The organism is Vibrio sp. R-1 (genome assembly GCF_035615595.1).
In the GTDB taxonomy this organism is placed as follows: Bacteria; Pseudomonadota; Gammaproteobacteria; order Enterobacterales; family Vibrionaceae; genus Vibrio; species Vibrio cholerae.
Genome location: NZ_WPDC01000023.1, coordinates 16561 through 39980 on the forward strand (window position 1 = coordinate 16561; position 23420 = coordinate 39980).

Genomic DNA, 23420 nt, shown 5'->3' on the forward strand with positions numbered 1-23420 from the left:
GCCCTATTTACATCATCACAACATCAAATTGCTCTTGGTTGTAGAGTGGTTCTGCTTGAATTCGCACTTCTTTACCAATGAACACTTCCAACTCCGCCAAGGCATGTGACTCTTCACCTTGCAAAGTATCGGCCACTGCCGGTGAAGCATAAACCACGAATTTGTCCGCATCGTAAGCTCGATTCACGCGCGTAATTTCGCGCAAAATCTCAAAGCACACCGTTTCCACAGTTTTCACGCTGCCTCGCCCTTCACACGTTGGACAAGTCGAACAGAGCACATGTTCAATGCTTTCTCGGGTTCTTTTACGCGTCATCTCCACCAACCCAAGCTGAGTAAAGCCATTGATGTTGGTTTTGACCCGATCTTTCATCAGCGCCGCTTCTAAAGAGGTGAGCACTCGCTTACGGTGCTCATCCGACGCCATATCGATAAAGTCAATAATGATAATCCCACCCAGATTGCGCAGACGCAGCTGACGAGCAATGGCTTGAGTCGCTTCAATATTGGTGTTGAAAATGGTCTCTTCGAGATTACGGCGGCCAACAAACGCGCCCGTATTGATGTCAATCGTGGTCATGGCTTCGGTCTGATCGATGATCAGATACCCCCCCGATTTGAGCTCCACTTTGCGTTCGAGAGAGCGCTGAATCTCATTTTCCGTATCGTACATGTCAAAAATGGGCTTATCGCCGTGGTACAGCTCTAATTTAGCCGTCAGCTCAGGGACATATTCGGAGGTAAACTCTTTGAGGTTTTCGAACTCTTGTCGTGAATCGATGAGAATTTTGGTCAGTTCGGTGCCGACAAAGTCACGCAAAATGCGCTGCGCCAGACCAAGCTCGCCATACAGCATAGAGCGGTTCTTGTATTTGCTGCGCCGCTCAATCACTTTTGACCACAAACGCTTAAGAAACGCCGCATCTTGAGTCAACTCTTTTTCGTTTGCCCCTTCTGCTGCTGTTCGGATAATGAACCCGCCATGCTCATCGCAATAATGAGAAACGATTTTCTTTAGGCGCTCGCGCTCCGCTTCGCTTTCGATGCGTTGTGATACGCCGACATGGCTTGCCCCCGGCATAAAGACCAGATAACGAGAAGGGAGTGTGATATCGGTAGTTAAACGCGCGCCCTTAGTACCAAGCGGGTCTTTGACCACTTGCACCACAATATCTTGCCCTTGGCGCACCAGCTCGGAAATATCACGCACTTGGAACTGCTGCTTCTCACTTTCGGCAACACACTCGGTGTGGGGCACAATATCCGAGGCATGTAAAAAAGCGGCCTTGTCGAGTCCAATATCCACAAAAGCAGCTTGCATGCCCGGTAATACCCGGCTGACTTTGCCTTTGTAAATATTGCCAACAATGCCGCGTTTGGCTTCACGTTCAATATGGATTTCCTGAAGGATTCCCCCTTCAATCATCGCCACCCGAGTTTCACTCGGGGTGACGTTTAACAGCAACTCTGCACTCATGAGCGCACCTCAATGATTAAAATGATTAGAATTTGTGCAGAAGCTGGTCAGTCTCGTAGAGTGGCAATCCGACTACCGCGTGGTAGCTGCCTTCAATCCTCGTAACAAATCGTCCACCCAATCCCTGAATGCCGTAACTGCCAGCTTTATCGCAGGGCTCACCACTTTGCCAATAGGCTTCTATTTCTTGTTCTGACAAAGTTTTAAACCACACCTCCGTAGTTACCACCACGGAGTGAGTGATACCGCGGCAAGTCACGCTCACCCCGGTCATCACTTGGTGTTGGCTACCGGAAAGCTTGAGTAACATGCGTTTTGCATCAGCAAAATCACGCGGCTTTTCCAACACCTGTTGATCTTTCACAACTATCGTATCTGAACCAATCACGACCGCTTCGGCCGTGACCAAGGCCGCTCCCGCTAAGGCTTTATCGCGAGAAAGCCGTTCAACATATTGCGCAGGCGACTCAGCCGCTGCGCGTTTCTCTTCAACATTCGGAACCACGACTTCAAACTGGTAGCCCATTTGAGCGAGCAGTTCACGACGTCTAGGGGATCCCGAAGCCAACACTAATTTCGATATTGTCATTTCACATGCCAATGGCGTCGAACTCGGCGCAGTAATAAAAACAACCACGGCCAAAGTATACAGGCAATCACTCCACTCCAGAGTGACAAAGGATTGAATGTCACATTCTGGATCAGGTACTCACCACAGAAAATCAGCACTTCCAATCCTATCGACAGCAAACCAATCACAATCGCTTGCTGCCATAGAGCCATGTTGCGCAGTACCAAGAAATTCATCGCGACCAGATAGATGATGATCGACATCATCATGCCGCGAATACCTAAGGTGGAACCGAGTAATAAGTCCCACAATAAGCCCATGACCAAAGCGCTGCCGACATTCACTCGGTGCGGCAGTGCCAATACCCAGTAACAACAGACCAGCAGCAGCCAAGGTGGCCGGAACAGATCTAAGGTTCCCGGCCATGGGATGGTTTGCAAAATCAGCGCCAGTAAAAATGAGGCAAGAATGACCATGCGGCCTTTAATATCACTGCTGAGCATTGGCTTCTTCCTCCAATAGCACCTGCGGATCAGCCTGCATCACTTTTTGTAAGCGATCTTCGTTTGGCCAAATCAGCAATAAGTAGCGCAAGCGATCAAATTCCACTACAGGATCGGCTTTGATCGAGGCAAACTCACGGCGCGTGTCTTTATCCACCTGTGACACAATCGCCACTGGGTAGCCTTCAGGGTAAACCCCACCCAAGCCAGAGGTGACGAGCATATCGCCGACTTCAATATCGGTACTGGTCGGTATATGTTCCAGTTGGATTTGATCGGTTTGTCCATTGCCTGAGGCGATGACTCGAATATCATTGCGAATGTTCTGTACCGGAATCGCGGTATTAGGGTCAATCAGGAGCAAGACTCGGCTATTGTGTGCTGCCACAAAGGTGACTTGTCCAACAATGCCTTTTTCATTGATGATCGGCTGACCTTCGTATACTCCATCTACTCGGCCTTTATCGATCACAACTTGGTGACGATAGGGCGACGTATCGACCGCCATCACTTCGGTCACCACCTTTTTCTCATCGCGCAAAAAGGAGGAGCCGAGTAACTTACGCAGCCGTTGGTTCTCTTCTTTGTACTGCTCAAGCAGTAACAGATTACTTTTCAGGGTCAGGACTTCACGTTTTAGCAGTTGGTTATTTTCCCGTAACTGCTGATGAGAGCTGATGCTGTCATAAAAATCGTCAAACAGTACGCGCGGCATATCCGCTGCGTACTGAATAGGCGCAACCAGACTATTGAGCAGAAAGCGTACATGTGAGAATGCACCTAAACGACTATCAGCCAGCATAAGGCTGGCTGATAGCATAACCGCAAAAAATAGCCGTAGCTGCAGAGAAGGTCCTCGACCAAAGATAGGTTTCATCCAATAACCATCCTAACTCTGAGCAAAGTGCCATGCATAAGGCACAACACTACGGTTTATTCTTCGCTAAACAGATCGCCGCCGTGCATATCGATCATTTCTAAGGCTTTACCACCCCCACGCGCCACACAGGTCAGCGGGTCATCGGCGATCACCACAGGAATGCCAGTTTCTTCCATTAGCAGACGATCCAGATCTTTCAGCAGTGCACCACCGCCTGTGAGAACCATACCGTTTTCAGAGATATCTGAAGCCAGCTCTGGTGGACACTGCTCGAGTGCAACCATCACCGCAGACACAATCCCCGTCAGCGGCTCTTGCAGCGCCTCAAGGATCTCGTTCGAATTCAGTGTGAAACTGCGTGGTACACCTTCTGCTAGGTTACGACCGCGCACTTCGATCTCTTGCACGTTATCGCCCGGATAAGCTGAGCCGATTTCGTGTTTGATCTTTTCTGCAGTGGCTTCACCAATCAAGCTACCGTAGTTACGGCGCACATAATTAATGATCGCTTCATCAAAACGGTCACCACCGATACGTACAGAAGAAGAGTAAACCACGCCATTGAGCGAGATCACCGCCACTTCCGTCGTACCACCACCGATATCAATCACCATTGAACCGGTTGGCTCAGAAACGCGCAAACCAGCACCGATGGCGGCCGCCATTGGCTCATCAATCAAGTAAACCTCACGAGCGCCCGCACCCAGTGCCGATTCACGGATCGCACGACGCTCAACTTGGGTTGAACCACAAGGAACACACACCAGTACGCGTGGGCTTGGCTTTAACACGCTGTTGTCGTGCACTTGGCGAATAAAATGCTGCAGCATTTTTTCAGTGACGTAGAAATCTGCGATCACACCATCTTTCATTGGGCGAATGGCTGAAATATTACCTGGGGTTCTACCGAGCATCTGTTTTGCGGCATGGCCAACCGCTGCAACGGTTTTACCGCCACGACCTTTGTCTTGACGAATTGCAACAACAGAAGGTTCATCAAGAACAATTCCCTGTCCTTTGACATAAATAAGTGTGTTGGCGGTACCTAAATCGATCGATAGGTCGTTAGAAAACATGCCACGAAGTTTTTTGAACATATTCTTCGTTCGTCCTGCAAGAAATGAGAAAAGGAAAATTGCACTAAATGTACCAATGCCTTGCCGTCACAGCAAGGCGTTGATCCATAAACATGGACTGAAACACGCAATTTCTAACAGTTCTCTAACGGAATGAGAGAAATCTGGATCCATTGAGTGCTTAATCGTTAATTCGATTCGCGCCACCAGATCACCCGATCACTGCCGCGATACAAGCCAAATTGCGCTCGACCTTGGGTGGTTTGATCAAAATTGCCGTCACCATCTTTGTCTTCGGCAAGCCACAGCAAGTTGTGCGCATTGAGATCCAACACCGAATCAATCACACCAAGAGCCCCTGCTCCCGGCGCACTAAAGCGGATGGAGCGCTGACCTGAATTTAAATTAGCCGCCGAATGCTCAGCCAAGACTTGGGGAGGAACCGCAACGCCAGTGGTCAATACGGTATAACCGTTGTTATTAGGATCCGATTGCAAGGTAAAGCCTGTGATCGCAGGCAGTGCGGTGCAACTGTCCTCAATCGTACGAACAAAACCATTGTTGGTGAAATGCTCGACATAGATGGGTTGCTCTAAGGCTTGAGTCTCTGGCCCATACACATCTTGAATGACTAATTTGCCCCAATACAGCGGCATGGCTCCATCAATGTGTGAAAACGTATATCCCAAACAAGGGGATGACGCATTTTGTCGGTAACAAACCCCATCCTGATCGGTTAAGTTAGAGTCACTCAAAGTCAAATCAAACGCCGCATTAAACACAGGTTTAGGTTGTAACGGTTTTTGATACCACACCCTTTCACCATTTAAGACAATGCCACTGTTGTTTGATGCCTGTCTGCCGATGGGCGAAGTCTGCAGATTATCGAAACCAAGATTCACACCGTTTGCGCTATCACTGTAAGTGCGACCATTCCATTGATTGTTATAACGCCACCAAGGGTCGATGAGGTAATTTTGCGTATCCGCATTATTGGCGGATTTAGGCTGTAAATAGAGTCCCGGACTATTGGAATACTCGAACGGCTGACCGAGATAACTAAAGGCATTACCGGTTTTACATGCCGCATCTAAGGTGACATTACTCATCGGAGATACCGAAAAGTAAGCGGGAATAAAGCGCCCAATCGATCCTGTTGACGTCACCGCAATCGGTAGATTGGCGCTGGCTAAGTCAAGGCCAAGATAATGGGTGGGTGCGACCAAAGAGAAATCAAACACCCCGACTTCGCTCACTTTTTGCGCAACGGTCGTTGTACCCCCAAGTAGATGAGTGTATTCATTTACGCCTAACACGCCCGACTGCCCTGTAGATGGCTGCACCAGAGTGTGTTGTAGCGCGATATTTTGTTGCTGGTAGTTATAAGCCGTTAAATTGTTTGTGAAATCATTATCTTCAATGGGCGCAGCAACAACGGCTCGAATATTCAGATCAAAGTTTTCATCAGCTCTCGCAAAAACATTACAACTGATATCTTCTGCAGAACATTGGCCATTTTGATGTGTCGGGTTATATGAATGATTAGCACTGAGTACCAATGCCCTAGGGACACGAATAAAGCTATCTTCTCCCTCCAAGAGCAGACCTTGCTCATCACCGCTGCCCGTGAAACGAGCATGCAGAGCTAGACTACCCACTTCACGATAAGAGATCGGGAAACTCGCCTCACCATTTTGATTAAAGTTCAAACTTATCGAGGTTGCGTTATTTGCAGACTGACCAATTGGCGTTCCATTTACCCCCACACTGACAGATTGGAATCCACTATTATTGGCCGTCGGATTGAGGTATTCACTCCAAAACGCCACTGATTTTTGGACATTGCCAAAACTTGGTAAGCATTGTTGTGAAGCATTATCTTTGCGCACCGCTTTTATGGTGCCCGTCACCGTCTGGTTAGCATAAGCATTGGGTACATCGACAATAAAACCGCTGTCTGCAAAGTTAACCGTACAATTGGCCGTCGAATAACTGTTGGGATTGTTCGTGTAGCTACAGAGGTTGACCTGAAAAGGCTTACTGGCAGGAGTCGAGCCAAGTACGTTGACTGACACATTCCCTACACTATTACGTCTCAGTTGCGCCGTGGCAATTCCATTATTGAAATTCACTTGTGAGCCACCCACCCAACCACCAGTCGCACTCGGTGCTGAATTTGGAGAGAGCGTAGCCGTCACAGGATCTGTGTACAGCTGACTACAATTGTCATTCGCACAAGCTTTGATCTGAACCTCAGAAGCGCTACAAGTCAGCCCTTGCTGTGGCAGAGTGAAACGAAAGTGGTCAATTAATTGTCCAACTGGGCGAGATTTCAATGCGCACACTTTGAAGTTCTCAATTTCATGGTTATTGACTGATGCGCCTGTCGAGCCCGCGAGAGAAAGTAGAAAGTCCGCGGGGGTTGCCCCTTGATTGGGATTACTCAACACGTTATGCCAATCAATGACCGTTTGCATAGTGCCATTCACGGAGCGATCGACACGAACCCAAACGGCCCCCCCACTGCGCGAATCAATGGTGATGAAATAACGATGGCCGGGGCCTGCACCAGGGAAACTGCAGAATGAACAAGCTCGACGCACATCTAATTTAGGATTGAGATTGGCGGCAGTGCCCACTAAATATTGATAATTCGCTGACTCAGAGCCACGAATCGCCACAGCTTGCTGACGAAAACCGGGGCCACCTTGTCGCCCTTCCGTCGCGTTCGAATAGTTACCCCATTCATCTAAGCCGACACCCAACCATCCCCCCGCAAAACCTGGTGTATCAGGATTAGTATCGGTTCTTTGCGCATAACCTAGAGAGCCACCAAAGCCGCCCGTTCTCGGAGTCACCGTCGCATCCGAAAAAATTACCGAAACCCCATCGGCTCCATTACCGGTTAAATTCGCCCATGCATAATAATCAAACTCTACGGTAACCAAATTGCCTGCAGCAGGAAAAATGCGCTGATAAGTCACCGCTGTCGCTTGATTGGTAATCGCTTCTGTTAAGCGCATTCGGTTACTAATAATACTCGGTGTGAAATTACCGCTACTGGTGTAAGGAATCCAATTTTGCCCAAGAGATGAGCGATTAAAATCATCGGTAAAACAAGCATAGCCTTGCTGTTCATTTTGGTTAATCTCAGTATTAGCCTCCATAAATAATCGACGACTTGTGACCCGTCCATTAATGACAGATGTGTTATGCAGAGTTAATGTGCCACCGACATAGAGATAAGCCTTTACCTGATTCGATTGATTTAATGTGATGTTGTTATAACCAACAATGGTTAAATTGCCTGATCCTGAGACATTAATCTGTGCACTATTCCAATCAGAACTATTTCGAATAAAAAGGCGTACATCCCCATCAACAACAACTTGGCTGCCTTGGTTTAACTCCAGTGATTCAATCCAGTAATCCCCCGACGAAAGCACAACCACTGCTCCTCCTCCCGCCGTGAGTGATGTCACTTTATACTCGTTCTGATTACTGAAAGTTAAAGTACAGGCTTGATACAATTCTATCCGTCCATGATTAGATTGGGTAACCTGTAAGCTTTGTCCACTCTGACATCCGTTAATTTGGGTACTCGTATTTGAGGAGAATTGAAATTGATTCCCCCCACTTAACGAGAGTGAGGGAACGGTATTTCCTGAAACTTGACAAAGATTATTATCACACCGAGCATCGGTGCGTTCTGATGTAGGGTTAATAGAACAAAAATCTACAACTGAATTATTCGTTCCGTTAATTCTTGCGCTGTTGTACTGAATTAACTGCGGATTCGGTGCGCCACTACAACTGCCATGGCCTTGAACAACATTGGGAAAATAAATTGAGTGATCAATATCCTGAAATGCCAAAGCATAAGCAGAGAGCAATGCAAAACATCCCAATCCCACTAGCGTTTTGGCTAACCACTTATTCACTTTTCACTCCTACTTCAATAATGCGTTGTAAGCTCCAATCTCCTACCTGACAACGCCCTATTGCGCTGAGTTGGTAGACTTCTTGCCCATTATCTAACGCCCCCAGAGATTGACACGTTACCGAGGCCACGCACTGCCCCAATCCTTCCCCCACAAAATCAATATTCTGTAAGGTGCTCGTATGGCAACTACCTGTGGTGGTTTGATAAAAACGACTGAGCTCGATATTAAGCGCCGAGCGTGCAGCCATTTCAGCTCGCGTCCCCAAAACCATAGACACCAGTTGTTGGCTACTACGCGCTTGATTGCGATTGGCCACCAGCGCAACAAATCCAACCACTACGATAATAAAAACCACGAGAATCAAGGCATTGCCCTGCTGCTTACGGTGTGTTGTAGACCAGAGCATCATGATCAAACCTTACTTGCTCACCTTTATCGGCAAAAGTCAGCTCAATTTTGACTAATCCATTGCGCTGCAACTGTGGGGCTAACACACTGAAATTGGCACCACTCAGGCTCTGCGCCATTAACACCCCATTCCCTAAATAGGTAGGTGACAAGGCCGTTCTATTCAAACTATAGCCTGCATAGCGGTAGATGCTGTTACCTTGGTAACAATATGCCACGGGGGTAGTATAAAAATAGGCGCGATTCGCGGGCGACTGTAGGGTAAACAAAGTGCCCTGCACTAAGGGGACATTCACCATAGTACGATCCTGTGGTGGGGTGAAATCAACGGTACTGGCCACTTCGGCAATTTGCCCCGCTGCTGACAAGAGAGCGGCGCGTAACGCAGCAGGATCATTGGGAGAAATCACTAAACGCTCTCCCGCTTGGATCGACTTAGTGATGGGCAAGAGGCGCAGAGTATTCACGGTATTCGTCGGTAATGACTGATAAATCGCGCTGTTTACAATCGGCAGAAACTCAATACAACCATTGGCCACCATGACACTATTGGGCACGGCTTCACGCAATTCACGGCTCATACGTTCCGTTAAAAAACGCCCTTGCTGGATTAAGGCTTCACGCGCTGTGGTATCGACGTAAATCCCCATCGCTTGCCCAGCAATATTGCCCAGAAATAAGCCAACAACGCCAAGCAAGATAATAGTGATCACCATTTCGATTAGGGTGAAACCACGGCTCATCAGTAGTTCCCCTTAATCGCAGCAAACGGATACGCATTACCTTGCGGATCGTAAATCACTAATGCAATACGTTTGTAGTGGGTTCGCTCTGTGGCAGGCGTTGCCGAAAATTGACCGCTATTATCTGATACATAAAACACTTGTATCGTTACGGTAAAGCGTTGGTATTCAGAGGAAATATCTGTACCCAGCACATCAGTGACGGGGATTGGGCTTGATGTGATGTAATCATCCACATCGTTGAATTCTGTGTTATTGGATTCACCTGTATCTTTACCTAACGCGGATGGTGCACTGCAAAGCGTACGTTCAGCCGTTTCCGTAATCACACATTCAGGTAAGCCACCATTCGGGCCTGAGTGTTGATCAAAAGCTCGCCCCAAGACTTCATCCAGTACTGCCCGCCCCAATTCTGCGGCTTTCACCGATAACACTTGCTCTGCACTCTGTTTGGAGCGTGGATATAATGAGGTGGTTACGCCGACCAGTGCAACGCCCAACACCACAATCACGATGATCATCTCAACCAAGGTAAAACCACGCTTAGCAATCATCGGCTTAACAGGCATAGATATACCCTTCGGTATTGATGCAGACTTGGCGAACCTCATTGTGCGTCGAACTGCTGATACTCACCGTGCACCCAGCACTGATACATTGCGTAGCACGGCCTAAACTATCGAAATCAAGAAAAGAAGCCCCACCCGAACCCGCTAAGGAAAGCGCCACACCACTGGCGGCGGCATCCACCCACGAAGGATCGGTAGGGTTACTGGGAAAAACGCTAAGACAACTACCTTGCATGGCTTGCGGGGAGACTTGCACTGCCGCAGCGCTGGTGAGCAACCAACGATTACAATACCCAGTACGCTGCATCGCGCGGCTTTGGGTTAATCGCAGTGAGGCTAATATTTCACTCTGCGTGGTTACCACCGCAAAGGAGGAAGGCCCCAAAAATCGGCTTGCCGCATAAGCAGAGAGTATCCCTAGTAGGATAATCACCACTACCAGTTCAATAAGAGTAAAACCTTGTGTTTTACCCTGAGACAACCCAATACTGCTTTGCCGCATGGCGAACAAATCTAGCTCAAGCCGTTAGAGAACAAAGGCCAGACAAGCTGGCCTTTGTTAATTAGCAACCAGTAGGCGTAACAGTAGTAACTGGTGCGGCACTTGAAGTTGCCTGTTGATAAACTACAGCACAAGTAGCGCTAGTGTTAGAACTAAAGCCATATGTAATGGAGGTAGCATTACTAGCCGCAACCGCCCAGTCATTAGTTAATCCAACTACCGCAGCACCAATGCCCGCTACAGTTGCGGCAGGATAGCCAAACACTATATCAATACTATCAACAGAGCCACTTGCAGCTTTATCCAAACCACTAACAGCTGCTTTTCCATATACAATTCCTGCCGCACCATCAATTGCACCTTTTAAGCCTTGCAGTGATGCCTGACGAGCATCCCCTTGCAAATTCAAGAAACGTGGTGCTGCTGTGACGGCCAAGATACCGAGAATTACAATCACCACGACCAGCTCGATTAGGGTGAAACCACCTTGTCTTTTCATTATTACCATCTCTCTTTCATGTGAATACGCAGCATTACTGCAAGGTTACGGTCACGCGACCAGTGTTAACTTCATAAACAAATTCATGTTGGCTGCCTTTTTCATTTTGCGCATAAGTGCATGTGGCAGCACCACTATTCGCTTTCGCTGAATATTTGTAATTAGAATTGCTCGCTGCTTGAGTTTCCGTGCCCACTTGAGGTGGGTTTTGCAGCAAATTGTTCATTAAATCTATACAAGCCTGATCCGTGATACCTGAAGGATAAGTCGCATCATCGGTATTCAAACCCAAAGGATAACCATCGCGATAGCCGCTGGTTGCGGAGGTGGTTAACCAAAAATTGACCCCATCATAATTAATTGAAGGGTAATTATTGGCGGTCAACGTGGGGCGAGCTTGCGCCTCCCATTGTGCTCGTGCAGAGAGGACACCAGTGGCAAAGCCCCCTGCTACCCCCTCAATACTGGCCTTCTTCGCCTCATCGGTCACATCAAGAAAACGGGGCAAAGCGGCGACAGCCAGTAACCCAACCACCACAATCACGATGACCAGTTCCACCAATGAAAAGCCTTGCTGCATTTTCTTCATATTTTTCAACTCACTTACGTAACGTACGGCGTGCATTATACGCCTGTTTTTAGCTTTGATGTGGTTAAAGTGTCAAAAATTCAGCGCATCAAAAAACTGGCATTTATCGCAAAGTAGCGATCCTTCAATTCCACGTCGAGTTGCACCATATCACCGTATTGATAACGGCACTGGTAGCCATTCGCGCGCTGGAAGGCAGTCACTCTTGGTAACCAGTCCAGCACCTTACGATCAGGATAGAGCAAAAATAGCACTTTTTCACAATCAACTCCTTGATCGAGCTTGGGAAAAACCCACCCATGTTGCATTGGAATCTCAGCTTGCTCTATCTGTAAGTGTGCAGGACGCCCTTGCAATACCCACTCTTGCTTATAAGCATTAGCCCGATCAATCAGTTGCAACCTTGTCATCTCTAAAGCGGTGTCTAGCGTATCACTGAACATCGACCGCCATACCGAAAACATCGCCGTCAATAAAACCACCACCAAGACAAACCAGAGAACAAATCGGACGCGCTCAAATCCTATTTTCATTATCAGCCCTTGAGTGCATCCATCATGCCCCACATAGGAAGGAAGATGCCCAGCGCCAATACCAGTACCATGGCCGCGACAAACACCAATAAAATAGGTTCAATACGTGCCGTGAGTGTTTTTAAATCATAGTCGACTTCACGATCATAAAAATCGGACACTTCCAACAGAAGTTCATCGATACGCCCGGTTTCTTCACCTACCGACATCATCTGAATCACTAGAGGGGTAAAAATGTTGGCATTGATCGCCGTAGCAGAAACCGCCACCCCAGATTCAATCTGACTTTTCATCTCTAAAATACGCTGCTCTAGAAACTTGTTATCTATTGCTTCTGCCGACAACGCTAGCGATTGGTTGAGCGGCACGCCGGCCGACAGCATCAAGGAAAAAGTACGCGCAAAGCGTGAGAGCTGCGCACGATTCACTATGTCTCCCACAATCGGCATGCGTAGACGCAAATGATCCCACTTAATGCGACCACGACTGGTATTGACCCAAGCCCGAAACGCAAACAATAAACCGACTATGATGCCAAGCAGTAAGCCCCAGTAGTTCACAAAGAAATCGGACGTGGTAATCAAAATACGCGTTGGTAAGGGTAAGTCGACCCCAAAGCGGCTAAACATGCTGGTAAATTGTGGGATCACTTTGACGTTCAAAATAAACATCGCTAGCAGTACAAACGTAATCACGAAAGTCGGATAGCGCATCGCCGTTTTGATTCTTTTGCGCGTTTCCACTTCTTGTTCGTAATAGCCAGCCAATTGCAACAAAGCCTGATCTAATCGCCCTGTGTTTTCTCCCACTTGAATCATGGAAACAAACAAAGGACTAAAAATCGCGGGATGCAACTGCATGGAAGCCGACAAGTTGCGGCCATTGGTCAGCTCATTACAGACTGAATCAAGTGCTGCTTTGAGCTGCTTATTGTGGCAGTTCTGGGCTAAGCCGCGCATAGAGCGCAGTAAAGGCACCCCCGCTTTGGTTAAGCTGAACATTTGTCGGCAAAAAATCACCAACACTTCCAGCGGTACGGAGGGAGTCAGTAGCGCTTTCCAGTTAAAATCGAAGGTACTTTTTTCCGCCGTCCCCTGCGCAATCGAAGTGGGCACAATACCTTTGTTGAGCAGCATTTCTGCGGCTAATTCCTCCGTGGCCGCCTCGACTAACCCAGAGGCTTTGCTGCCATCGGCATTACGCCCCTGATAATAAAACGTCGCCATGCCTACTCCTACAGATAAATCGGTTCAACCAAACCAGAGGAATCACCTTCACCCAGCGACATCACTTCATCAAGACTGACGATACCTTGCAGCGCTAACTCCATCGCCGAAGCCAGTAGCGGTTTATAATCTGTGTTACTGCGTGCGGCTTTAGAGAAGGCCACAGCATCATTTGCCCGCAAGCAATCCATCATCGGCTGATCCAGCTCAAGCATTTCGAATACACCGATCCGGCCGCGATAACCAGTTAAGTTACAGTTTTGACAGCCGCGTCCACGAGTGAATTTGGCGGCAACTTGATTAGGGAAACGCGTCACAAGCCATTGGCGACGCGCTTCATCCACCTCATCATGTCCACTACAATCTGGACAGACTTTTCGCACTAAACGCTGCGCAACCACGGCTCGTACCGCACTGGCGACCAGATAACCGGGCGCGCCCATATCAATCAAACGCAGCGCGCTATCGACGGCATCATTGGTGTGCAGAGTACTTAAGACTAAGTGACCGGTTAAGGCGGCGCGCAGGCCAATTTCGACCGTCTCTTGGTCACGCATCTCACCGATCAGAATAATATCTGGGTCTTGGCGCAAGAAAGTGCGCAGTAACGTCGAGAAATCGAGATTGATTTTCGGGTTCACTTGCACCTGATTGATCCGTGAAATTCGGTATTCCACCGGATCTTCCGCAGTAATGATTTTTTTGCCGGAGGTATTGAGCTCGTTGAGTGCGCCATACAGGGTGGTGGTTTTCCCCGAGCCGGTAGGCCCAGTCACCAGAATCATGCCATGAGGGCGTTTCAACTGATGGCGCAAACGCAGCAATAAATGAGGCGGAATACCGGACTCTTCGAGCTTTCTAACCCCTGCAGATTGGTTGAGCAGACGCATCACCACAGATTCACCATGCTGGATAGGCATGGTTGACATCCGGATATCGACGGATTGCCCTTTTACACGGATGTTAAAGCGGCCATCTTGCGGAAGGCGTTTTTCTGAAATATCCAGATTCGCCATCAATTTTAAGCGCAGCACTAAGGCGGAGGCGATATTCACTTCATGGAGCAAGGTTTCATGCAATACCCCATCGATCCGTTGACGCAAACGCAGTACGTTGGCATCTGGCTCAATGTGTATATCCGAGGCACCCACTTGAATCGCATCTTCAAACAGCGAGTTGATCAGTTTAACAACCGTCACTTCATCGCTATCTGAATCGGTGATCTCAAAATCAAAACTATCATTGGTTTTGTGTTCGGCATGCAATTGCTCGGCAAACGAGACAATTTCTTTGGTGCGGCGATAGTAACGATCAAAGCCATCGACCAACTGCTTCTCAGGGGCGATGACAAACTCAAAACCGTAATCAGGCAACTGGTTGAGCAAGGCTTCTTGAGCAAACAGATCCGCAGGATCACTCATGGCTATGCGCAGCGTATCACCACTGCGGCCTATCACCAGCGCCCGCAAACGGCGGGCATGAACTTCAGGCAGTAAAGGAACCGCATCAATATCAACATTAGCGCGGCTCAAATCGATCACAGGTAAACTCAATTGCTGCGCCAAAAAGTTCAGCAACTGGGTTTCGCTTAAAAAGCCAAGCGAAATTAAGGTATCCCCTAAGCGGCGTCCGGTATTTTTCTGGGCATTGAGCGCTTGTTCAAGCTGCGCTTCGCTCACAATCCCCTCTTCAACCAGCAAGTCACCAAGCCGTTTACGCAGTTTATTAATTGGCACTTTGTGTCTCCTCTAAACTGGCCAGTAATTGCAAGCGTTGATGAATAAAAGCTTGTGATTGACTGGATAATCCGACTTTATTGAGAGCCTGTTGATAGGCGTGCTGCGCCGCCGGCCATTGCAAAGCGCGCTCTTGTTGAATCGCCAACCCCAGCCACCAACGGCCATTATTGGGATCTTTTTCCGTCAGTTGCTGATAGCTTTCTCGCGCGATCTCATCTTGTTTTGTTTTCTGCGCGAGAGCAGCACGCAGTGACAGATACTCAATCGAGGGCTGCGAAGGAAGATAAGCCAAAGGTACCAAAGCCGAGGCCTCTTGCTTTTCTTTGACCAGTAATTTAGCGAGCGCCAAACGCAGTACTTCACCGTCCGGATTACGTTCAATCCCGGCTTGCATCAGATCAAACGCTTTGCGCCCATCGCCTTTGCCATAATAGAGTGCCGCCAGTTTTTGCCTGGCCATTTCATCATGCGGGGTATAACGCAGCGCTTCCGTGTAGGCGGAGACAGCCGTCTGTAACTCATTGCTTTCCATCGCTTTTTGCGCACGTTGCAGGGCTTTTTGCGCTAACTGTTCCGGCGTTAATGAGACTTGCTCTACGATCATCACCGGCGATGAGCTCGGTAAGCTTGAGACCTCTTCTTCGAAAAAGCTCGGCTCTGAATGATCAGCAAGATTCAGAACCGGCTCTGCGTTTAGCTCAGACCCTAGCGCGGTTTGCTCTCGCTGACGATTCGCAGTCTGCTTGAGTGAGGAGGGTGAGCTTTCTACCTTAGCAAGTACTGCGTTTTTGACAGCAGTTTCGTTCTTGGGCAACGTTTCTTTTTGGATCAAAGTTTCATTCTTCACCAAAGCTTCGCTGTTAACTGGTGCTTGATATAAGGCGATGGTTTGCTGTGTGGTCTTTTGGGTCGGTGACGGCACTTCTGGCCGCACAACCTCCGCTGACGACGGAATAGTATCCACCGATTGCAATGAGATAGACCAACCACCGACAGCAAGACTCACGCCAAAGCCTAGCATCCCCCATAACCACGCTGGACGAGCTTTCGGCTTTGCAACATCAATCCGCTCAATATTCGAAAGGCGTGAGTGACTTCGCTGCGCACTCTTTGCTAATGCTTCATTCACCACACTCATGGTTTGCTCCATCCCCACAAAATTGGGGTTTTAAATCTTGGTTTGCAGCTGTCATAGGTGTCATGAATCGCTGCAAAAAGATGATGTTGATTGACCAACGGGCTCTGCTCATGCCAAGCGAGTAACAGCGCCTTATGACAAATTTGATTGATCAAACGCGGGATCCCTTGTGATGCACGCCAGACGGCTTTTTTCAGGGTCGCATTGAACAGCGGATACGGCGCTTGGGCTTTCTGTAAACGGCTCTCAATGTACACCTCGGTTTCAGCTTGAGTTAACGGGCGCAAATTGGCGTTAAAAGTGATTCGCTGCCGAAACTGACGCAAATGATGCTGCGCGAGTCGCACATCGAGTTCAGGTTGCCCAATTAAGACAATCTGCAGCAGCTTAGTTTGTTCCGTTTCTAAGTTGCCAAATAAGCGCAAAGTTTCTAGTGCTTCATCAGACAACGCCTGCGCTTCATCGACCAAAGCAACCACGCGTTTACCTTGTTGGTGAAGCTCAATCAGTCGTGTTTGGATCTGCTCGACCACTCGCACGGGCGATGCTACATCCAACTGTAATTCCGCTGCGACCGCCTGCCTTAATTCTTCGCCGCTCAGCATAGGATTCGGCAGATAAATCAGCGCCACCTCATCGCCTAAGTGCGTCAATAGCATCCGACACACCATGGTTTTCCCGGTGCCGACCTCTCCGGTGAGCTTGCTGACGCCTTCCCCCATCTCAATCGCCGCACTTAAGGTTTGAATCGCCTCAAAGTGTGGAGCGAGCCCCAGAAACAATTCGGTATCCGGAGTCAAATGAAAAGGTAACTGTTCAAGGCCAAAGTGCGATAAATACATACGCTTATTGACTATCCGGGAACCATTCCTGTAGCAAACTGCGCGAGCGCTCCAGCTCTTTTTGCCAAGTATTTACCCCAACGACTGTCGGCTTGAGCAAAATAACCAGTTCTGTTTTTTGGGTCTGATTGGAGATGTTACGAAACAAATTTCCTAGCCCTGGAACATCACCTAAAAACGGCACTTTTGATACCCGCTCTATGGTATTGGTTTTCATCAATCCCCCAATGACTACCACATCGCCGTCTTTCGCCCGAATGACTGAGTCAGATTCACGAATCGAACTTCTTGCTAACGGCAAGGTAATTTCTTGGCTGTTGTAAGTGATAATCTTGGTTTGTTGCTCAACTTCAATCACAGCAGGGTGCACATGCAGTAATACGTTGCCTTGATCGTCAATTTGCGGCGTGACATCCAATGAAATCCCAGAGAAGAAAGGCGTAAGCGTAATATCGGGTGACGCTTGCGCGTTATCTCCAGTTCCAACCACGCTGGATAGGTCGGTCACATAGTATTCATCCGTCCCGACTTTGATCACCGCTTTCTGGTTGTTGGACGCGGTTACTCGCGGGCTAGACAGAACATTTAAATCACCTTGCGTCGCCATAAAACTGATCACAGCATCAAAGCTGCCACTGGAGATCACTACATTGGATTGACCGCCTAATAGACTACCTATCGCGTCTAAGCCGGGTAATGCAGAAGTGATGGGGTTGCCACTACTGTCTTGAGTAATGGTTCCGGAACCGATGTTGTAACCAGCACCATTGGAAGAAAAAGCTTTACTCCAGTTAATCCCCTGTTGGTAACCATCACTGAGGGTCACTTCAAGAATCTTAGCTTCGAGGATCACTTGTCGATGCATTCGCTGTTGCGAGATCCCCAGAAACTCGTTCACTTGACGAATTTCATCGGGATAAGCGCGCAAGGTTAATACTCCCGCCTGCGGATTGGCAATCACCGTTTGGCCACCGCTACCGCCAAGCAACTGAGCCACTGCTTTTTCTAGTAGCGGCCAGAAATCACTCTCGTTCGTGGTTTCAATTTCCGTCCCCCCTCGCGAATCACTTCTTCTTGAGCTAGAACTGCTTGAGTTACCATCAGACGAACCACTGCTCGATGAAGAGCTACTGCTTGAGTTATTGGTGTCCGTATTGGTGATGGTGCCCGTCGTAATCGACGTTAACGAACGCCCTGTGCGTTTAAATTGCAGATAATCAACCGGAATCGTGACCGTACGCAACCCTGCCGGATAGACTTGGATCACTTTACCCTCTTTTACCACCTCAAAACCGTACAAATCACGCACGACACCTAAGGCTTCATCTAGGGTCACGTCGGTCAAGTTGAGAGTAATTCGCCCAGTCACCGCAGGGTGGATCGCCGTACTGTACTCGGTTCCCTGCACTAAACTGGCAAAAAAGGCCTTCGCTTCGACATCCTCAGCTTGGATTCGAAAACGCTGCAAAGTTTTCGGTTCACTGGCAGTAAGAGTATCCATATCTGGCATCAAATCAGCCTCTACCGAAGGCGGTAATTGGTCAATCTGACGACTGTTCGTCTCGTTAATAGCTTGGTTCAGGGCTTGTTTAGCTTCAACAGGATCACGATGTCCCATTGAGCATCCCACCAAAGAAGTCACCACTGAAGCGAGTACGATTTTACGCATAAGACTCTGTTACCTTATTGTTTTATATCGAGCGTAAACAGGGCTAATCGCCACTCTTTACCTGCCCGGGTGAGTTTCACCTGATCGGGATGGATCGTTGCCACACGATACCCATTCACCACATCCCCCTGTGCTACGACTCTTTGTTCAATGATCGCATAGCAGCTGCGACCTTCTGCACAAACAATGCTTTGCAGAGTCGGTACCGGATAACTCGGCTTTTGCAATTCGGGTTTAGCGGGGCTTACCCAACCTAAAGGCGCTGTCGGATCTTCACCTGCATAACTGTAGGTGACGGCAATTAACGCCAAGAGCACACCATATCTAACCACCGATAAACTCCTCTCGACTGCCTAAAGTATAGACTTCTAGGATCACCCGAGCCTGTGGGTAGCTTTCCACTCGATAATGAAAGTGACGCCAATAATATTTCACAGGCAAAGCTTCCAAGGCTTGCAGATAATCTCGGATAGCAAAATAGGAGCCCGTTAACTCCATACGCACAGGGTGAATATAGTATTCAGACTCCGATCTCGATTCCGTTGCGCGCACAATCGGCTCTGCGGGTAAGGACTCCAAGGAAACCAACTTCAACTGTTGCCCTTGTTTTAATACGCTTTCGAGCAAATTTGGCATCTCTGACGGAGCGACCATCGAGGTCATTTTGGCCGCCAGCAGCTCGGAAATCTCCTGACTTTGCAACGTCAGTTGGCTCAGCTCCACATCCAACTCTTGGTCTGGGTTTTTCGCCAACTGCGCTTGCAGCGCCATGATTTCGCCTTGAAGTTGCAGGTTACTTGACCTCAGGGTTTGCATTTGCAATTGACGTGCTTGGCCCTGTTTTAAGGCGGGCTCAATCAATCCCAGCAATAGCATCATCACAATAAGCACGCTACCGCACACCGTAATTAACACCTTCTCTCGTTGCGACAGTGCGGAGAAGCGACTTTCAAAGTTTTGCCAACCCGATTTCATCTTTGTTCTCCTCGCTGAGTGTTGAGTTCAAAGGTGATCATGTCTTGATCATTACGGCCAATTTTCAGTTGCTCAAAGCTTCTGCCCATCAGATGCAGTTCTTGTTTAAATTGACTGATCCAGTTTGGAATCGAGGCAGGATCACGAGCGAGTCCCTGCACATTTAATTGCGAGGAATCCAAAGTAATACTGCTTAAAGAGATATCGCTACGCGCCAATTGAGCCAAAGAGTTCAATACGCCGGAATAGCCCGTTTGCTGAGCCACATCAAACTGCCCAATCGCGTCTAATGCTTGCTGTTTGCTAGAGATCTCTTGCTTTATGCGCCCTATCGCCGCCTGTTTAGCGGGCGAAGGAAGATGAACCGCCACCTGCTGACGTAAGTTAGCCGCTTGTTCTGTTAACGATTGATTATGTTGCTGCTGCTCTTGCCACTGCTGTTGGATAACCCAGTTTTGATAACCCACCCCTGCGTACCCAAGCAATAACACAACGCTCAATGCAAACCACGCTAACAAGAGATTGGTTAAGGTGAACTTTTCACGCTTCGGCTTGAGGTGATCTTGATAGAAATTGATGGTTTCTTGCGGGATATTGCGCGCATAACGTGCCAGTTGTTCACCACAGATGGTCGCTTCACCATCCAGTCCTGACGCTCGCACACTTAAGCGCTCATTGAGTCCGGTGATCAAAGCCTGTTGATCTTCACCATCACAACACACTTTTAGCTGTTGTAAAGAGCCGCCCTTTAACTGGGCGGATAAGTAATCAATCGAGCGCTGTAGCTCTAACGCCAAGCTATCTAACTGAAGGGCACTGGCCGCGTTATCAGTCACAGGCGCAGTGATCCCACGTAAGGTGCGTTGAAAACTGCACTGACGATCAACGAAAGCATCCAGCTTAAAGCTGCCACCCATGCTGCGATGCAGCAACAGGAAGTGGCTCAATTCTCCGCCCACCAATCCCCAAATCGCTTGCTCGGGGATCACTCGTCCTAGCGTTAATCCCGCCGACACCGCCATGCTTTGCAACTCAAGGATAGTACGCTTGCTGATCACATAGGCTTGTACTTTACCACTGCCGGGAAGAGGGTGAGCATCCGCCACTACATCCGTCACTTTCTCACTCAACATATCTTTGAGCAGGAAAGGCAAGGCTGCCGACCACTCTTCACGCGGAATGCTCGGCTGTTCAATTTGATAGGTTTGATAAAGCTGTGAATGCAGTACAAGGTGGATTTGTACATCATGGACGGCGTGCTTTTGCAGCGTTTGCACCAATACCGCTTGCCAACTTTGTTGCTGTAACGGCTGGGGAGGAATAGGCGACAAATCATCGGATGTGAAGTACAGGTGCTCTGGCTGCACCACAACATATAACTGTTGCGAGGCAACCTTAGGGGCAATCAGTTTCTCTATCCAACTCGGTTTCTTCATTCTCTACCACTGCTATTTGGTTCGCCATCGATTACGTTTGCCGATGGGCTTTACAGAGAGACGCGGAGGTCGTTTCAATGGCTCTAGTGGTAAAGGAGGCAACATCTGTTGCTCCTCATCAAACAACCGCCCTTGCACACCACTGACACCCAGCATCTGTAAGGTTTGCCACTCTTGAGTAGTTTCAACCCCAACCGCAACCACTTCTGCTTGGGTACCGCCACATACACCTACCAAACTGCGAACGAACAGCTGATTTTCATGGCGTTGGTCAATTTTCTTTATCAAACTCCGATGAAGTTTAAGATAGTTGACTTTTAAGTCTTTGATATAGTGCGTGCTGACAATTGTTCGTCCCGCTTGTCCCACCACTATCTTGCAACCCAGCCCCGCCAACATGCGAATGATGGGGCGCATATAGTCTAAATGGTTGACCAAATGCGCTTCTGAAAACTCAAAAGAGAGCGCCGTTCTAAGAGAAAAAGGCATCTGCATCAATTCGTTGCGAATCCAGCGAGCATACCGTTTATCGTTAAATGGAACAACGTGCAAGTTTACCGAGAGTGGTTCAGGCTGTTCAGAGCGCTTCAGAAAACTCACGACAGAGCTGAATACGGCACGATCCAACATGGCTTCATAACCGACCGTTTCTAAAGCTGAGCTAAAACGCGACGCTTTGAGAATGCCTTGTTGTGGATCCTGAATACGCGCAAATAACTCATAATGTAGAAACTCCCGCTCTCCATTGGCAGAGATACGATAACAGGCTTGGCGATAGAGCAAGATCTCTTCAGGACGAAGCACCTGTTCAAACAATGTACGCCACCGAACGCTACCGCGATCCTCTTGTAACTGTTTAGGTTTTTGAAAACGGCTCCACGCATTCACCCCTTGCAGTTGAGCACTTTTGAGCGCGGTTTCCATCTCATCAATAATCCGTCCACGCCGCTCACCTTCTTGATACATGGTTACACCAATGTGGAACCAATTGTCTTCTGGCAGTGGCTCAGGGGGATTGATGCGCTCAATCAACTTAATCGCCTGTGTCGCTACTTGAGCAATATCTTTACTACCCTGATGAGGAATAAACAGCGCAAACACATCCTCATAGTAGCGAGAAAGTATGGCATCCGGATAACGCTGTACTATGTTGGATAAACACTCCCCCACTTCAATGATAAACTCATCGACCGCACGTTTAGGGCTCTCTTCTCGCGCTGACTCTAAGTCATCGACACGCAGCATCATAACGCCGCCGTGAGCGCCACTCTCCAGTAAAGCCGATTCCAGCTTACTGTCATACAACACCCGATTCGCCGTCCCGGTCAGTTGATCGAGGAAGGTTTGGCTACGAATAAAGGTATCAAAACGACTACGTTCTTGACGGGCATCTTGCAACTCTTCAATCAGGCGATCTAAGGCTTCACTTGCGGTGAAAGGCCACTCTCGCGGATCCCCCTTGGCATGTTGCTCCACTCGTCCAGCAAGAATCATCCGTCCTCGCTCTTCCAGTAACTCCGATCCTAGTAGTTGCTCTTTCAACCATTTCAGACCGCGGATCAAGAAAAATACGATCAGTAGCACCGCTAAGGTGGTCGACCACATGGCTTGCAGTGAATAGTTGTAATTGAGGTAGGGAGGCACCGCTTTAAAATGCATCACATAACCGGGATTACGTTTGAGCGGTAAAGCGACTTGATGCAAACGTGAAGCTTCAATGGTGTTGGTGGTGTCTTTAAAACGGTAGACGGGGCCAGCTTCGGAAGTAAGCTGCATTTCAATGATGCCACTCGCTTGAAGCATTTTGGGCATCCAACGCTGCATAGAGTAAGCGGCGTCTGGATCTTCCATCTCCTTATCGACAACCTCAACTATCCCTTGTAGATAGTGGTTGAGGTATTCCTGCCCCAAACGCTGAAAAGATAAGGTGCCACCAAGGAACAGGATAAACATGGCACTGATCACCGTCATAGTGACGAACGCCACTAACCGAGTGCTCAGTTTTAATGTCGGTGTATACCTCATTTGTGCCACGTTCCTTATGTGCGCCGCTACCTATCATTCAGAGGCGAGAAGTGTACATTAAACAATTGAGATAACT

Annotated in this window: 22 protein-coding genes; all 22 read right to left on the reverse strand. The window is 48.5% G+C overall.

The features are described 5' to 3' along the window. Window positions 1-7: 7 nt before the first annotated feature. Complete coding sequence (gene rng / locus GOU96_RS07305) at window positions 8-1477, reverse strand: ribonuclease G (protein WP_001271878.1); 1470 nt, start codon at window positions 1475-1477, stop codon at window positions 8-10. 25 nt (window positions 1478-1502) lie between these two features. Beyond that, on the reverse strand, window positions 1503-2066 hold the full coding sequence (locus GOU96_RS07310) for a Maf family protein (RefSeq protein WP_258455248.1): 564 nt from the start codon (window positions 2064-2066) through the stop codon (window positions 1503-1505). Next, window positions 2063-2551, reverse strand: a complete 489-nt coding sequence (gene mreD, locus GOU96_RS07315; protein ID WP_267781531.1) for a rod shape-determining protein MreD — start codon at window positions 2549-2551, stop codon at window positions 2063-2065. The genes GOU96_RS07310 and mreD overlap by 4 nt, the downstream gene beginning before the upstream one ends. After that, window positions 2538-3428 carry a rod shape-determining protein MreC gene (gene mreC / locus GOU96_RS07320; RefSeq protein WP_000802450.1) on the reverse strand — a complete coding sequence of 297 codons (891 nt, stop codon included), beginning with the start codon at window positions 3426-3428 and terminating at the stop codon, window positions 2538-2540. The genes mreD and mreC overlap by 14 nt, the downstream gene beginning before the upstream one ends. 56 nt (window positions 3429-3484) lie before the next feature. After that, complete coding sequence (locus tag GOU96_RS07325) at window positions 3485-4528, reverse strand: rod shape-determining protein (protein ID WP_000473776.1); 1044 nt, start codon at window positions 4526-4528, stop codon at window positions 3485-3487. A 167-nt stretch (window positions 4529-4695) separates the two neighbouring features. After that, the gene (locus GOU96_RS07330) at window positions 4696-8448 is read right to left on the reverse strand and encodes a DUF6701 domain-containing protein (RefSeq protein ID WP_267781529.1); all 3753 of its coding nucleotides are present in this window, start codon (window positions 8446-8448) and stop codon (window positions 4696-4698) included. Continuing rightward, on the reverse strand, window positions 8441-8860 hold the full coding sequence (locus tag GOU96_RS07335) for a hypothetical protein (protein WP_000979734.1): 420 nt from the start codon (window positions 8858-8860) through the stop codon (window positions 8441-8443). The genes GOU96_RS07330 and GOU96_RS07335 overlap by 8 nt, the downstream gene beginning before the upstream one ends. After that, a complete protein-coding gene (locus GOU96_RS07340; protein ID WP_174499828.1) occupies window positions 8832-9602 on the reverse strand; it encodes a PilW family protein in 771 nt (256 codons plus the stop codon). The genes GOU96_RS07335 and GOU96_RS07340 overlap by 29 nt, the downstream gene beginning before the upstream one ends. Next, window positions 9602-10171, reverse strand: a complete 570-nt coding sequence (locus GOU96_RS07345; RefSeq protein WP_174499827.1) for a type II secretion system protein — start codon at window positions 10169-10171, stop codon at window positions 9602-9604. Before GOU96_RS07345 ends, GOU96_RS07340 begins: the two co-directional genes overlap by 1 nt. Continuing rightward, window positions 10161-10673, reverse strand: a complete 513-nt coding sequence (locus GOU96_RS07350) for a type II secretion system protein (protein WP_001249944.1) — start codon at window positions 10671-10673, stop codon at window positions 10161-10163. Before GOU96_RS07350 ends, GOU96_RS07345 begins: the two co-directional genes overlap by 11 nt. 61 nt (window positions 10674-10734) lie before the next feature. Next, entirely contained in the window at window positions 10735-11172 is a 438-nt protein-coding gene (locus GOU96_RS07355) for a type II secretion system protein (RefSeq protein WP_174499826.1), read from the reverse strand. 34 nt (window positions 11173-11206) lie between these two features. Continuing rightward, the gene (locus tag GOU96_RS07360; protein WP_000738707.1) at window positions 11207-11761 is read right to left on the reverse strand and encodes a prepilin-type N-terminal cleavage/methylation domain-containing protein; all 555 of its coding nucleotides are present in this window, start codon (window positions 11759-11761) and stop codon (window positions 11207-11209) included. A gap of 80 nt (window positions 11762-11841) precedes the next feature. After that, window positions 11842-12294: an MSHA biogenesis protein MshF gene (locus tag GOU96_RS07365; protein WP_134986873.1), complete on the reverse strand. Its 453-nt coding sequence runs from the start codon at window positions 12292-12294 to the stop codon at window positions 11842-11844. Window positions 12295-12296: 2 nt separating this feature from the next. Then, on the reverse strand, window positions 12297-13520 hold the full coding sequence (locus GOU96_RS07370; RefSeq protein ID WP_267781524.1) for a type II secretion system F family protein: 1224 nt from the start codon (window positions 13518-13520) through the stop codon (window positions 12297-12299). Window positions 13521-13528: 8 nt separating this feature from the next. Next, window positions 13529-15256, reverse strand: a complete 1728-nt coding sequence (locus GOU96_RS07375) for a GspE/PulE family protein (RefSeq protein WP_258502409.1) — start codon at window positions 15254-15256, stop codon at window positions 13529-13531. After that, window positions 15246-16397 carry a tetratricopeptide repeat protein gene (locus GOU96_RS07380; protein ID WP_258502407.1) on the reverse strand — a complete coding sequence of 384 codons (1152 nt, stop codon included), beginning with the start codon at window positions 16395-16397 and terminating at the stop codon, window positions 15246-15248. Before GOU96_RS07380 ends, GOU96_RS07375 begins: the two co-directional genes overlap by 11 nt. After that, a complete protein-coding gene (locus GOU96_RS07385) occupies window positions 16394-17239 on the reverse strand; it encodes an ExeA family protein (RefSeq protein WP_000281360.1) in 846 nt (281 codons plus the stop codon). Before GOU96_RS07385 ends, GOU96_RS07380 begins: the two co-directional genes overlap by 4 nt. Before the next feature lie 4 nt (window positions 17240-17243). Then, window positions 17244-18908 (reverse strand): pilus (MSHA type) biogenesis protein MshL, encoded by a 1665-nt coding sequence (gene mshL, locus GOU96_RS07390; RefSeq protein ID WP_001227128.1) that lies wholly within the window; start codon window positions 18906-18908, stop codon window positions 17244-17246. A 14-nt stretch (window positions 18909-18922) separates the two neighbouring features. Further along, window positions 18923-19240, reverse strand: coding sequence for an MSHA biogenesis protein MshK (locus GOU96_RS07395; RefSeq protein WP_000252812.1), 318 nt, complete (start codon window positions 19238-19240; stop codon window positions 18923-18925). After that, window positions 19233-19883 (reverse strand): type II secretion system protein GspM, encoded by a 651-nt coding sequence (gene gspM, locus GOU96_RS07400; protein WP_219659310.1) that lies wholly within the window; start codon window positions 19881-19883, stop codon window positions 19233-19235. The genes GOU96_RS07395 and gspM overlap by 8 nt, the downstream gene beginning before the upstream one ends. After that, on the reverse strand, window positions 19880-21319 hold the full coding sequence (locus tag GOU96_RS07405; protein WP_000743251.1) for a PilN domain-containing protein: 1440 nt from the start codon (window positions 21317-21319) through the stop codon (window positions 19880-19882). The genes gspM and GOU96_RS07405 overlap by 4 nt, the downstream gene beginning before the upstream one ends. Window positions 21320-21331: 12 nt before the next feature. Further along, on the reverse strand, window positions 21332-23344 hold the full coding sequence (csrD, locus tag GOU96_RS07410) for an RNase E specificity factor CsrD (protein WP_042988586.1): 2013 nt from the start codon (window positions 23342-23344) through the stop codon (window positions 21332-21334). Window positions 23345-23420 lie beyond the last annotated feature (76 nt).